The following is a 14,594-nucleotide window of genomic DNA, read 5'->3' on the forward strand; positions in this document are numbered from 1 at the left end:
AGCACACGCTCACCGGGTGGCAGCAATAAACCGCATGACCTGAACACCACGGATCCCGCATCCACAAACAATCCCCAACAAACGATAGACGGACACCATAAATCGTGAGCAGTCAACGACGCAAGGAAATAGAGAAACGCAGAACCTTCGGTATTATCAGTCATCCCGATGCCGGCAAAACCACCCTGACCGAAAAACTGCTGCTTTTCGGAGGGGCGATCAAATTGGCCGGGGCGGTCAAATCGCGGAAAACAGCGGTGCATGCCACCAGTGACTGGATGGCGATCGAAAAAGAACGCGGTATTTCGGTGACCACCTCGGTGATGAAATTCAATTACCGGGACTACGAGATCAATCTCCTCGACACCCCGGGACACCAGGACTTCTCGGAAGACACCTATCGGGTGCTTACCGCGGTGGACTCGGCCCTGATGGTCATTGACAGCGCCAAGGGCGTCGAGACCCAGACCACCAAACTGATGGAAGTCTGTCGGATGCGCAACACTCCGATTATCACCTTCATCAACAAACTGGACCGCGATGGACTCGAGCCCCTGGACATTCTCGCCGACATCGAGGACAAACTACAGATCGAATGCGCACCGCTCTCCTGGCCCATCGGTATGGGCAAGGGATTCAAGGGGGTCTACGATCTGCACCGGCGGCAGATTACCCTGTTCACCCCCAGTCAGGCCACCCGGCCCGAAGACTCCATCGTGGTCAAAGACCTCAATGATCCCAAACTGGAGCAACTGCTCGGTGCCTATGCCGCCGATAAGCTCCGTGAGGATATCGACCTCCTCGAAGGGGCCGCCAATCCGTTTGCCTACGAGTATTATCTCAAGGCGGGTCAGACACCGGTTTTTTTCGGCAGCGCCATCAACAACTTCGGGGTCCAGGAAATGCTCGATGCCTTTGTCGAACTCTCCCCTGCTCCAGGCCCGAGAGCGACCCTGACCCGGATGGTCCACCCCGAGGAAGAAGCCTTCAGTGGTTTCACTTTTAAAATCCAGGCCAATATGGACCCGGCCCACCGCGACCGGATCGCCTTTTTCCGCATTTGTTCCGGAACCTTCACCCGCGGCATGAAGGTGATGCACCATCGCCTGGGCAAGGAAATCAACCTCAGCAACGCCACGGTCTTCATGGCCCAGAGCCGTGCCCATGTCGACGAGGCCTATCCCGGGGATATTATCGGCATTCACAATCACGGGACCATCAAGATCGGCGATACCTTCACCGACAAGGAAGAACTCAAATTTACCGGTATTCCCAATTTTGCCCCGGAACATTTCCGACGGGTGGTCCTGCGCAATCCCCTGAAAATGAAACAACTGCAAAAGGGCCTGCTGCAGATGGCCGAGGAAGGTGCGATCCAGGTATTTCGGCCGATTGTCGGTAACGAGTATATCCTCGGGGCCGTGGGTGTCCTCCAGTTCGAGGTCACCATGACCCGGCTCAAAGATGAGTACGGGGTCGATGCCGCCTATGAGCCGCTCAATTATTCACTGGCCCGCTGGGTGAGCAGCGACAACAAGCAACAGTTGCGGGAATTCGAGAAAAAATACCAGTTCAACCTGGCCCTGGACGCCGAAGGCCATCTCTCCTACCTGGCTGAAGGCAGCTGGCGACTGGCCCACACCCAGGAACTCTTTCCCGAGATCGTGTTCCATACAACCAGAGAGTCGGTGTGACCAATCCGGGACCGCGGCGGCCCGAGGTATTGCCCAGATTTCCGCGCGCAGGGCAATGCTGCTGATTGCTCCCCCCGTGGCCAAACCGGATGCACCGCCCGCCGGAATCGCCCTGCTTGCCGGCAGCCTGCGCCACCATGGAGTTCCCTGCACCCTGCTGGACGCCAACCTGGAAGGATTACTCTTCCTCCTCGACCAGGCGGAAAACCCGGGCGACACCTGGTCGAGCCGGGCTTTGCGCCATCGCCACGCCCATCTCGTCGCCCTGCGCAGCCTCACCCTCTACCGGAACAGGGATCGATACCAACGAGCGGTCCGCGATATCAACCGGGTTTTGGCATCAGCGGTCCATTCACGCCCTGAACTCAGCATCAGCCTTGCCAACTATCAGGACTCCAGCGCCGATCCTCTCAACAGTCGCGATCTGCTCAGGGAAGCCGAACAATTCGAGCGCAGCATCTATACCCCCTGGTTTCGTGCGCGGCTTCCTGATCTGCTGGCAAGCGAAAATCACCGACTGATCGGCATCTCGCTCTCCTTTCTCAGCCAGGCGCTCCCCACCTTCGCCCTGTTGGGATACCTCAGGAGCACCTTTCCCCATCTGATCCTGGTCCTTGGCGGCGGTCTCATAACCTCGTGGATGAACAGCCGGGACTGGAACGATCCCTTTGCCGGCCTGGTTGATCACTGCATCGCCGGCCCTGGAGAAAACCCACTGCTGAGACTGTTCGGCATCGACAATGCCTGCGAAGACCCGGTGCCAGATTATGCGGATCTGCCGCTGACTGACTACCTCGCCCCCGGGCCGATTCTGCCCTACGCAGCCTCGCAGGGCTGTTACTGGAACCGCTGCTCCTTCTGTCCGGAGGCCGCCGAGCAGAATCGCTACCGGCCGATACGCCCCTCAACAGCCCTGACCCATCTGCGCCAACTTTGCGAGCAGATGCAACCAATGCTGATCCATCTCCTGGACAACGCCCTCAGTCCGACCCTGTTGCAGACCCTGGGCGAGCATCCACCGGGTGCGCCCTGGTACGGCTTTGCCCGGGTCAATGAGCAGCTGGCCGACCCGGACTACTGCCGGACCTTGCGGTTGTCCGGCTGTGCCCTGCTCAAACTCGGTCTGGAATCAGGCAGCCAGCACGTCCTTGATGCCATGAACAAAGGCATTCAGCTGGACCTGGTGATCAGGGTCCTTGATACCCTCCACCAGGCCGGCATCGCCACCTATGTCTACCTGCTCTTCGGCACCCCGTCGGAGTCAATTGACGAGGCCAGACAAACGCTCGCTTTCACCCTTCGCAATCACCAGGCCATCACTTTCCTCAACCTGGCGATTTTCAACATGCCGCGCGGCAGCAAGGAGGCTGTCCAGGTCGGTGGCACTGCGTTTTCCGCGGGCGACCTCTCCCTGTACCGGGATTTTATCCACCCCCGGGGGTGGGACCGGCGGGCGATCCGAACCTTTCTTGATCGGGAATTCACCCGGCACCCGGCAATCAGCAGCATCCTCCACCGCGACCCACCCCTGTTCACCTCCAACCATGCCGCATTTTTCAGTGATTGTTTTCCCTGGCCGGCCGGCTGAAGGAAAAAAGAATGGAGAAATTGTCTACTTTGGGGCGGAAAAAAACCACGGTTCATGATAGATTTGCCCTGCTTGATCGGCCTGATTATCACCGGTCAACGGAGTTATACCTGTGTGGTTTATCAGGTTCCTGTACTGTATCTTCCTGCCACACTACCACATGGCGCGGGTCACCATGCTGCGAAAAAGAGTCAGGGAAAAACCGTTGTTTCTGAACGGGCACTGACTCCCTCCATCCCTTGAACCAAAAGGATATGCCTGTTCATGGCTTCTCTTGTTACTCAACTCCATCGTCAGCTCACAGCAGATTTTGCCTACTGTTTCAACATTGAAACCAGCCGTTCGCTCGAAGCAGTGGAAATGGAGCGGCTGCGGCTGCTTCTGGCCGACGGTTTTCTCCTTGAGACCGTCACCCCGGAACCGCGACTTGCCGGGGAACGGGTGATCGAGGTCGGCCCCCGGCTCAACTTCGCCACCGCCTGGTCCTCGAATCTGGTGTCGATCTGTCAGGCCATCGGCCTGGACTGCGTCAGCCGGGTGGAACGCTCCCGCCGCTATCTGATCCCCGAGGAAGAAGACATCGAGACCTTCCTGGCAGCCCATCACGACCGAATGACCGAATGTGTCTATCCGGCACCACTGATGAGCTTCGAGACCGGTCTTGTCCCGGAGTCGGTCTACGAGATCGACCTGATGACCAAGGGGCCGGACGGATTGCTCGACATCCCCGGTATATCCATGGACCAGTGGGACCGGGAATTGTATTATCGCTATTTTGTCGAACGCTGCGGCCGCAATCCGACCATTGTCGAGATCATGGATCTCAACAATGCCAACTCCGAACACTCCCGCCACGGCTTTTTCCGCGGCCGTCAGGTGATCGATGGCCAGGAGTATGAACAGACCCTGTTCCAGGTCGTCACCGCAACCCTCGAGGCCAACCCCAAAGGGAGTCTCGTCGCCTTCAAGGACAACTCCAGCGTGGTGGCGGGTCACATCATCCCCACCCTGCACCCCGAGGAACCCGGCGCACCTGCACCGCTCAAGGAGGTCTCGGTCCGCTATCATCCCCTGCTGACCGCCGAAACCCATAATTTTCCCACCGGCGTCGCGCCGTTTCCTGGCGCCGAAACCGGCACCGGGGGCCGCATCCGTGACGTCCAGGCCACCGGCCGAGGTGGTTTTGTCCTTGCCGGCACTGCCGGCTACTGTGTCGCCAACCTGCACATCCCCGGCTATCCCCTGCCATGGGAAAACGATTATGATCGCCCCGACAGCCTCGCATCAGCCCTCGACATCGAGATCGAGGCCAGCAACGGCGCCTCGGATTACGGCAACAAATTCGGTGAGCCTCTCATCCAGGGGTTCACCCGCTCCTTTGACCTGCGCCTGGACAATGGTGAGCGCTGGGGATTTCTCAAGCCGATCATGTTCACTGGCGGGATCGGACAGATCGACGATCGCCATACCGAAAAAAAGGAAGCCCGCAAGGGCATGCTCATTGTCCAGGTCGGCGGTCCGGCCTATCGGGTCGGTTTTGGGGGCGGTGCCGCCTCCTCCATGCTCCAGGGCGAAAACGTCTCGGAACTCGATTTTGATGCGGTCCAGCGCGGCGACGCCGAAATGGAACAAAAGATGAATCGGGTCATCCGCGCCTGCAACGAAATGGGCGACCAGACCCTTATCGATGTCATCCACGATCAAGGGGCCGGCGGCCCGGCCAATGTCCTCAAGGAACTGGTCGAACATGCCGGTGGTCGGGTTGAAATCCGCAATATCCGGGTGGGGGACCCCACCATGTCGGTGCTGGAGATCTATGTGGCCGAATACCAGGAACGCAACGGCTTTCTCATCAGTCCGGAGAACATTGACCATTTTCAGGCCATCTGCGCCCGGGAGAAGGTAGCCTGTGAAATCCTTGGTGAGGTCACCGGCGACCTCCGCTTCATAGTCCATGATCAATGGGACAATTCCACTCCGGTAAACATTGAACTCCCTGAGCTGCTTGGAAACATTCCCCAGAAAACCTTCACCGACACCCGGACAACCCCTGCCCTGTCTCCCTTTGTCCCCTCGGACAATCTCGGGGTGCGCGAGGCGCTGCACCAGGTGCTGCGCCTGCTGTCAGTGGGGTCGAAACGTTTCCTGACCAACAAGGTGGACCGCGCCGTCACCGGCCTCATTGCCCAGCAGCAATGTTGCGGCCCTCTGCAGCTGACCGTTGGTGACGTCGCTGTGGTCGCCCAAAGCCACTTTGGCTTCACCGGTATAGCCACCGCCATCGGCGAGCAACCGATCAAGATGCTGGTGAGTCCGGCGGCCGGGGCGCGGATGGCGGTGGGGGAAGCCCTGACCAATCTGGTCTGGGCCAGGATCGATGATCTCCATCAAGTCAAGTGTTCAGCCAACTGGATGTGGGCCCCGAAGCTCAGCGGCGAAGGCACTGCCCTGCGGGATGCGGCCGAGGCCATGGCCGCGACCATGATCGCCCTTGGCATGGCCGTGGACGGCGGCAAGGACAGCCTGTCCATGGCCACCATGGTGGGGCCAGAAACAGTCAAGTCCCCAAGAGAACTTGTTATTTCCGCCTATGCCGCCATGGCCGACATCCGCAAAAAAGTCACCCCGGACCTCAAGGCATCCGGCACACCGCTGTTGTTGATTGATCTGGCACCAGGTAAAAACCGCCTGGGGGGCAGTGCTCTGGCCCAAGTCCATGGCCAGATCGGCAACGAGGTCCCGGATCTGGAGGACCCGGCTCTGCTGCAACGGACCTTTCTGGCTGTCCAGGAACTGATTGACCAGGATCTCATCCTCGCCGGCCACGACCGCAGTGACGGCGGCCTGATAACCACGGTCCTGGAGATGGCCTTTGCCGGCAATCGCGGCCTCAACCTTGCCCTGCAAGGTTCGGCGACCGCTCTGGAGGTTTTGTTTAGCGAGGAACTCGGCCTGGTGATCGAATGTAACTGGGAGACCCTGGCCCGGGTGAAAAAACGGCTGGAAATGGACCGCCTGCCCTGCACGGTGCTGGGTACGACCACGGAGAGAAAAGCGGTTACCATCCTATACAACGGCGAGATGGTGCTCGATGACTCCCTGGTGCTGCTCCGCCAGTGGTGGGAGGAAACCAGCTATCAACTGGAACGGCTGCAGGTCAATCCTGATTGTGCCGATGCGGAAAAATACAATATCTTCGACCGGACCGGCCCGAGCTATCAGCTCCATTTCACCCCTCAGGCCACCCCCGCTGCAATCCTCAAACAAGATGGCAAGCCCAAGGTGGCCATTCTGCGCGATGAAGGCTCCAACTCGGACCGGGAGATGACCGCCGCTTTTTACAGTGCCGGATTCGAACCCTGGGATGTGACCATGACCGACCTGCTCAGCGGCCGGATCGATCTCTCGTCATTCCGCGGCCTGGCGGCGGTGGGTGGATTTTCCTATGCCGATGTGCCGGAAAGCGCCAAAGGGTGGGCCGCCACCATTCTCTTCAACGAACGACTGCAAGAGCTTTTCCAGACCTTTTATGAGCGGCCGGAAACCTTTTCGCTTGGTATCTGCAACGGCTGCCAGCTTTTTGCTCTCCTAGGCTGGGTCCCCTGGCAGGGGATCGCGGCGGATCAGCAACCCCGCTTTGTCCGCAACATCTCCGGCCGGTTCGAATCACGCTGGGCCACGGTCCGCGTCCTGCCCAGCCGGGCCATTATGCTCCATGACATGGACGATCTGGTTTTTGGCATCCATGTCGATCATGGCGAAGGGCGGCTCCTTTTTCCCGAGCAGGCCATTGCCGAACGGGTCTGGAAGGAAGAGATGGCGGCAATAGTCTATGTCGACGACGCAGGCGAGCCAACCGAAGCCTATCCCTTCAACCCCAACGGTTCCCCGGGGGGACTCACCGGCCTCTGTTCCCCGGATGGTCGCCATCTGGCCATGATGCCACATCCGGAGCGGACGTTTCTGCCCTGGCAGGCGCACTGGCTGCCGGGTAAAATGAACCAATTGCCGGTCACACCCTGGCTGCGGATGTTTCAGAACGCCTACGAATGGTGCAGACTATAACAACAACGCCCTGAACGGACCATGTCCGCCAGGGCGTTGATGATTGGTATAAAAGGACCTGAATCCGTGAGCGTTCGTCCGTGCGTCAGCTTCGTTGTTCGTGACCGTTCGATTAAAGTAAACTTTATCGGGCGGTTACGGGCAATGAAGATGGCGTGCGGACGGATGCCCCGAAGGGCGGCTGGTGAAAGGTATTGCCAAGGGTTCCGCTGCAATTATAAGATGATTACCGCAAGATATATCCGAAACAAGAGTCCAGCCGTCACGGATTCAGGAAGGATACAAGCGAGCTGGGGTGCCGTTGACCGTTGACCTCAAATCGGCGGGGCGATGGTCACCACAATCCGCATGTCGGTGCCGGCCTTGACACCGTGCGGTTCACGAATGTCCGAGATGAGCATGTCACCGGTTTTCGCCGGGATGGAGACTTCATTGTCGCCGAGAAAGGCTCCTTCTCCCTCAATCACCAGGATGCTCAACTGACCGTCCAGGTCGTGGGAATGAACCGGAAACAAAGCCCCGGCCTTGAGGTTGAAGTTGAGAATCTTGAAATGTTCGGAATCATGGAGCAGGACACTCTTCATTCCCAGAGGATTGAACTCCCTGGTTGCAGCCAGTTCGATTTTTTTCATGACGACCTTCCTTCTTGATGCGGTGCAATCGGTTCTGCCGCCAAACAGGAGGCTGGAACCCGCCAGTTCCGTTAACCGGATCGGTTGATCCGGCACAACGGTGGATACATCTTGGGGGCAAACAATACATAACCCTGAATCCGTGAGCGTAATTGCAGCAAAATATATCCAAAACAAGAGTCCAGCCTTCACGGATGCAGGAGTATGCCAAACGTACCGATAAGACGCAATACGAAACATTTCCCGCACCCGACGAATGTTTGCGTGCAGCATCCTTTGCATTGCATAATAGATCGCTATGCTTTGCATTTCTTTTCCCCAACCTCTGAATCCTCCTCGCGAAGGATCTTCCCAGGATTGTTTCCATGTCCCGGCACACCAAGGCCTGCCTGTTCACGCTTCTCACCATTCTTTTCTGGTCGACAGCGGCCTCAGCCTTCAAAATTGCCCTAGGTCATGTCAGCCCCTACACCCTGCTGATCTATTCAGTGGCGACCTCCACCCTGGTCCTGCTGCTCATTCTTGTGCTCCAGGGCAAGCTGGGCTCGCTCTGGGATGTCTCGGGCCCGGTGCTGGGCAAAGCCCTGCTGCTCGGGATCCTCAATCCCTTTCTCTATTATGTGGTCCTGTTCGCCGCCTACGCCCGTCTTCCCGGCCAGGTCGCCATGTCGCTCAACTACGCCTGGCCCCTGGTCCTGACCCTGCTCTCGGTTCCCATCCTCGGTCAATCCCTGAACCGTGGCCAGCTGATTGCGGTGGCGGTCAGTTTTTTCGGGGCCATCATCATCGCCACCCAGGGACAATTCATCCACTTTGGTGATTTCAACCCCTTGGGACTGATATTGGCCGCCGGTTCCACCCTGATCTGGGCTTCCTTCTGGCTGTTCAATGCCAGAGATGGCCTTGACCCGGTCCTGAAGCTCTTCCTGGGCTTCTGCTCCGGGTTGTTGTGCACTCTGCTGTGCAGCCCGTTGTTCGGCGGCATTGTCTGGCCGCCGGCCGCGGCCTGGCCGGTTCTCATCTATATCGGTCTTTTTGAAATGGGCCTGACCTTTGTCCTCTGGCTCCATGCCCTGCAACTCGCCACCACTGCTGCCCGGGTGGGAAATCTAATCTACCTCACCCCTTTTTTCTCGCTCCTCCTGCTCCGGCTGATTATCGGTGAACAAATTCATATCACCACCTTTGTCGGCCTTCTTTTCATTGTCGGGTCCATCGTCTCGCAGGAACTGTGGGGCAAGCATGTCGAACAGAAGCCTTAAGCACACGGACGAGCGCGCACGGATTCAGGACAATATTTCAGCCCACTCAGCCAGAGGAATGACCCCAATGAACCAAAAGCCAATCGCTATCGTTGAACGGTTTGTCAACTACCACGACTCGGTTGCCACCTGCCTGGATCGTCTGGGTGCCGGTCCTTTTTTATGCGCAAGCGAACAGATCCTCATCAAACCGAATCTGGTGAACAGTACCCCCTTTCCAGTCACCACCTCACCGGAGATGATCCGCGCCCTGGTGGCGTATATCCGCGCCAACTCCCGGGCCCGGGTGATCATTGCCGAGGGATGCGGCGATGCCCGGTTGGAGACAGGGGAAATCTTCACCCGACTGGGGTTTACCGAACTTGCCCGTGAACTTGATGTCGAGCTGGTCGATCTCAATCACGAGCCCGTGACCATGCTGAAAAATCCGCACTGTAGAGTCCTGCCGACCATCTACCTGCCGAAAATTGCCCTCAAGGGCGCACTCATTTCCGTACCGGTCCTCAAGAGACACTCCCTGGCGGGTGTCACCCTGACCATGAAAAACATGCTGGGTCTGGCACCGCCTCAATACTACCGGCAAAAAGGGAGTTGGAAAAAATCATTCTTTCATAACCAGATGCACCGATCGATCCTTGAATTGAACCTGTATCGGGCCCCGGATCTTTCCCTGATCGATGCTACCGTGGGGATGGCCGAATACCATCTTGGCGGCAGAACCTGTGATCCAGCGGTCAACCGACTTGTCGCCGGCTTTGATCCGGTCCGGGTGGATGCCCTGGGTGCCGCTCTTCTTGGCCTCTCCTGGCGGGATATCCCCCATATCCGTATGGCCCATGGGCTTCTGGGCAAGGCAGAGGAGGAGGCAGGGGCCTCTTTTTCAAACGGCCGTCACAGCTCATAGGGAATACACGTTAAAAGTGGTACAGACCGATAGACTGTTCTTCTCCTCAATCCCTGACGGCTGGGCGCCACGCTTATTTTTAATATATCTTACTGTAATCATATCATAATTACAGCAAACCCCTTGAAAAATACGTTTCACCAGCCTCCCTTCGGGGCATCCGCTCACGGATTCAGGCTTCTTAATACTGCTGACCAGGAGAGAAACCATGAAAAAAATACTGGCCCTCATTACCTTTACCTTGCTTGTCTCGGGATGCGTCGGCATGCCCGATGGTGTCAAACCTGTGGAAAATTTCAACCTGGAGTCCTATCTTGGTACATGGTACGAAATCGCCAGGCTCGATCACTCCTTTGAACGTGGGCTGAGCCGAGTGACGGCTGAATACAGCATGCGGGAAGACGGCGGTGTCAGGGTCATCAATCGTGGATACTCGGCGGAGCAGCAGATCTGGAAAGAGGCCGAGGGCAAAGCCTACTTTGTCGGCAGTCCGGATCAGGGGTTCTTGAAGGTCTCCTTTTTCGGCCCGTTTTATGGCTCCTATGTTATCTTCGCCCTGGACCATGCCGAGTATCAATATGCTCTGGTAAGCGGTCCCAACAGGTCATATTTATGGCTTCTGGCCCGAACTCCGACAATTACCGACGACCTGAAGGAAACTCTGGTCGGCCGGGCGCGGGAACTGGGGTTTGATACCAGTCAGTTGATTTTTGTCGAACATGACTGAAACCTGAATCCGTGACGGCTGGACGCTTTTTTGATATATATTACTGTAATCATATTATAATTACAGCTAAACCCTTGAAAAAAACTTTCACCAGCCGCCCTTCGGGGCATCCGTCCGCACGCCATCTTCACTGTCCGTAACCGTCCGATAAAGTGTACTTTAATCGAATGGCCACGAACAACGAAGCTGACGCACGGACGAACGCTCACGGATTCAGGTGAAAGACACCGACCTCGCTGAATCAGGGCCAGCCCACAGAAAAATCCCTTGATCCGGAGGCCTTGGTGCAAACGTCCGTCTTTTTTCCTGAATCCGTATCATCTGTTCCCTTGCCAGCATGCTCGGGTTGGGGCAAAATATTGATAAATGGACCATGACCAGCAGGTCAGAAAAATAGTAGGAGGTTTATGATCACCACACTCGTGAAGCGGACCTGTTATCCCCTGATATCGTTCTGCCTCGCAGTATTCCTCTCGAGCCTGTTCTGGCCTGCACAACCGGTTGCCGATACCGGAGCTACAATTCCTGCCACTGCCCAGCCTGCCCACAATTTGCCCCTGGTCGAGCGCCTGCGCATTGCCGATGATGTCGCCTATGCCCCTTTTGTCTTCCTGGGTGCCGATGACCGCCCTGCCGGGATAACCGTCGATATCTGGAAATTATGGAGCAGCAAGACCGGCATCCCCGTTGACTTTGAACTCATGCAATGGAGCAACGCCCTTGCCGTCGTCCGCAACGGTACAGCGGATGTCGTGGGAGCTCTTTTCAAGACCGAAGAACGGCAGGAGCACTTTGGTTTCACCACTTCATTCTACTCGATTGCCACCACGATTTTTTTCCACGAACAGATTCACGGTATCAGAGGAATTACTGATCTGCGGGGGTTTCCCATCGGCATTGTCAAAGGCGACAGCGCGGAGGCATTCATCAAAGCTCGCTACCCGCAGGCCCAACTGGTCCATTATCCCAGTGCCGAGGCCCTGATCGAGGCAGCGGTGGGGGCAGAGATCAAGGTTTTTGTCGCCGACGCGCCGGTGGCCCGGTTTTACCTGGCCAAACACGATCGCGAGGGTGTTTTTCGTGAAGCCCTGCGGCCTGTTGCCACCAATCCACTCCACGCGGCAGTGCGTAAGGACAATAAAGCCCTCCCGACAGTGGTGGAGGAGGGCTTCAGTCGCATCTCCCAAGACGAGATCAATGATATTGTTGCCGCCTGGAGCGGCACAAAAAAGGCAACATCGATCTCATGGACAACTGTCCGCCTGGTGGCGGTAATAATCGCTTCGTTGCTCTCTTTGATCCTCCTCTGGAACTTTCATCTGAGAAGAACAGTGGCCAAAGCCCTGCAACAGGTCGAACAACGCGACCGGGAACTGCAGGACAGTGAGATCCGAATGAAAACTTTCTTCGATCTGGCGCCTTTCAGCTGCGTTGTCACGGACCTGCAAGGCCGCTTCCGTATGGTCAACAAAGTCTTTTGCAGCCGGATCGGGCAACGGGCAGAAGACGTGCTGGGTCGTACTGGGGAAGAAGTGGGGCTTTTCCTCAATCAATCGATATCAGAGGATATTTTCTCGGAACTGAAACGAACCGGTGCCGTCACACACCGGGAAATTCTCTTCAATTCATCCGAAGGGCCACGGTATGCGCTTTATTCGAGTCGCCTGATGGAGCTGGACGGTGAAAAACTGATTCTTTCCTCAGCGGTTGATATCACCGACCGTAAGCAAGCGGAAGCAGCGCTGCGCGAAAGTGAAGAACGCTTTTTCAAAGCCTTTGCCCTGTCGCCTGCCCCCATGGTCATTTCCGACATCCGAACCGGCCGTTTCATTGATGTCAATGAACAGTGGCTGCGCATGCTTGAGCATACCCGGGAAGAAACTATCGGCCGAACTTCCTATGAGCAGGGTATCTGGGAAGATCCCGACATCAGAACCCGCTTGGGGCAGCGACTGCGGCAGGAAGGATCTTTTCGGGACGAGCCGATCCGCTTTATCACTAGATCAGGAAAAATCCGGGACGCTCTGTGGTCGGCGGAAACGGTCAATCTCGGTGGATCAGAAGTCATGCTGTCTTTGATCTACGATTTCACCGAGCGAAAAAAAGCGGAGGATGCTCTGCGGGAAAGCGAATCGTACAATAAGATGCTGTTCCACGATTCCCATATCCCCCTGGCGGTCCTTGACCCCATGAGCCACCAGTTTATCGACTGCAACCTGGCTGCCCTGCGTATATACGGATTATCAGATGACAGCGAACTCCTGGGAAAAAGCCCTGAACATGTTTCCGCACCAGAACAATACGACGGCCGTCTTTCGGAAATCGTTGCTGCCGAGAGAATCCAACAAGCCCTTGAACAGGGAGAAATCCTTTTCGAATGGCGGCATCAGCGACCCAGCGGAGCGTACTGGGATGCTGAGGTGCACCTGGTCCCCTTTACACATCAATCAAGAAAACTGATGCAGCTGAGCCTGCAGGATATTACCGGGCGTAAACAGGCAGAATCAGAACGGGAAAAAATGCAACACCAGCTCCTCCAGTCCCAGAAGATGGAGTCCATAGGCCGGCTGGCCGGCGGCGTGGCGCACGATTTCAACAATATGCTCAGTGTCATCCTCGGGCATGTGGAACTGGCCATGCAATCCATGGATCAGGACCAGCCACTGTATCCACGCCTCCTCAACATCCGCAAAGCCGCCGAACGTTCAGCCGCCCTTACGGGACAACTGCTTGCCTTTGCCCGCAAGCAGACCGTGGCTCCCAAGGTTCTCAATCTCAATGAAACCGTGGCAGGGATGCTCAAGATGCTGCGCCGGCTCATCGGCGAGAACATCGACCTGTCCTGGATTCCAGGGGCAAACACGGGAGCGATCAAGATGGATCCATCCCAGCTTGATCAGATTCTGGTCAACCTGTGCGTCAACGCTCGGGACGCCATCAGGGACACCGGCTCGATCACCATTGAAACCGGTGTGGCCAGCCTGGACGAGGATTTCTGCGCCGCCATCCCCGGGGCCAAGCCCGGTGAGTATGCCCGACTCGCCGTGAGTGACAACGGTTGCGGCATGGATGCCGCAACCCTGGCACACCTGTTTGAACCCTTTTTCACCACCAAAAAAATGGGCGAAGGTACCGGCCTGGGTCTGGCGACAATCTATGGGATCGTCAGGCAGAACAAAGGCTTTATCAATGTCTATAGCGAACCGGAGCGGGGTACGACCTTCCGGATCTACCTGCCCCACCACACTGCTATGGTTGAAGAGCAACCCAGGGCAACGACCGTCGACTCTCCCGCTGCACAGGGGACGGAAACCATCCTGCTGGTGGAAGACGAGCCCATGATCCTGGACATTGCCTCCAACATGCTCAAACTCCAGGGATACACAATCCTCCCGGCATCCTCGCCGGGCGAGGCAATCCGCCTGGCGAGGGAGCAGGACGGCGCTCTTCACCTGCTCATAACCGATGTCGTGATGCCTGAAATGAATGGTCAGGATTTGGCGAAAAAGCTGCTTGCCCTCTTTCCCGAACTCAAACTGCTGTTCATGTCCGGCTATACGGCCAATGTCATTGCTCAGCATGGAGTACTCGACGAGGGCGTCCACTTTCTCCAGAAACCCTTTGTCCTCAAGGATCTCGCCGCCAAAGTTCGGGAAGCTCTCGACACAAAAAAAGCAGTCAGGAGTAGATGATTGCTTGTCTCGAAACCGAGAACAGTTCTG

The 14,594-nt window shown here is 56.9% G+C and carries 8 protein-coding genes; 7 read left to right on the forward strand and 1 reads right to left on the reverse strand.

Annotated elements, in window-relative coordinates; translation table 11 throughout:
- Positions 1 to 104: 104 nt before the first annotated feature.
- From JWG43_RS06040 to purL, 3 genes are all read left to right on the forward strand, one after another.
- On the forward strand, positions 105 to 1,694 hold the full coding sequence (locus JWG43_RS06040; RefSeq protein ID WP_205241923.1) for a peptide chain release factor 3: 1,590 nt from the start codon (positions 105 to 107) through the stop codon (positions 1,692 to 1,694).
- A gap of 55 nt (positions 1,695 to 1,749) precedes the next feature.
- On the forward strand, positions 1,750 to 3,282 hold the full coding sequence (locus JWG43_RS06045) for a B12-binding domain-containing radical SAM protein (RefSeq protein ID WP_205241924.1): 1,533 nt from the start codon (positions 1,750 to 1,752) through the stop codon (positions 3,280 to 3,282).
- 264 nt (positions 3,283 to 3,546) lie between these two features.
- Complete coding sequence (gene purL, locus JWG43_RS06050) at positions 3,547 to 7,347, forward strand: phosphoribosylformylglycinamidine synthase (protein WP_205241925.1); 3,801 nt, start codon at positions 3,547 to 3,549, stop codon at positions 7,345 to 7,347.
- A 314-nt stretch (positions 7,348 to 7,661) separates the two neighbouring features.
- On the opposite strand, the gene JWG43_RS06055 is transcribed toward purL, so the two are convergent.
- A complete protein-coding gene (locus JWG43_RS06055; protein ID WP_205241926.1) occupies positions 7,662 to 7,979 on the reverse strand; it encodes a cupin domain-containing protein in 318 nt (105 codons plus the stop codon).
- 365 nt (positions 7,980 to 8,344) lie between these two features.
- On the opposite strand from JWG43_RS06055, the gene JWG43_RS06060 reads away from it, so the two are divergent.
- The 4 genes from JWG43_RS06060 (at position 8,345) to JWG43_RS06075 (ending at position 14,564) form a co-directional block, all read left to right on the forward strand.
- Positions 8,345 to 9,241 (forward strand): DMT family transporter, encoded by an 897-nt coding sequence (locus JWG43_RS06060; protein WP_205241927.1) that lies wholly within the window; start codon positions 8,345 to 8,347, stop codon positions 9,239 to 9,241.
- Between the two features lie 67 nt (positions 9,242 to 9,308).
- Entirely contained in the window at positions 9,309 to 10,145 is an 837-nt protein-coding gene (locus tag JWG43_RS06065; protein WP_205241928.1) for a DUF362 domain-containing protein, read from the forward strand.
- 208 nt (positions 10,146 to 10,353) lie between these two features.
- Entirely contained in the window at positions 10,354 to 10,872 is a 519-nt protein-coding gene (locus tag JWG43_RS06070; RefSeq protein WP_205241929.1) for a lipocalin family protein, read from the forward strand.
- Between the two features lie 407 nt (positions 10,873 to 11,279).
- The gene (locus JWG43_RS06075) at positions 11,280 to 14,564 is read left to right on the forward strand and encodes a PAS domain S-box protein (protein WP_205241930.1); all 3,285 of its coding nucleotides are present in this window, start codon (positions 11,280 to 11,282) and stop codon (positions 14,562 to 14,564) included.
- Positions 14,565 to 14,594: the final 30 nt, after the last annotated feature.

Origin of the sequence: Desulfobulbus alkaliphilus (assembly GCF_016918545.1) — a bacterium.
GTDB lineage: Bacteria > Desulfobacterota > Desulfobulbia > Desulfobulbales > Desulfobulbaceae > Desulfobulbus > Desulfobulbus alkaliphilus.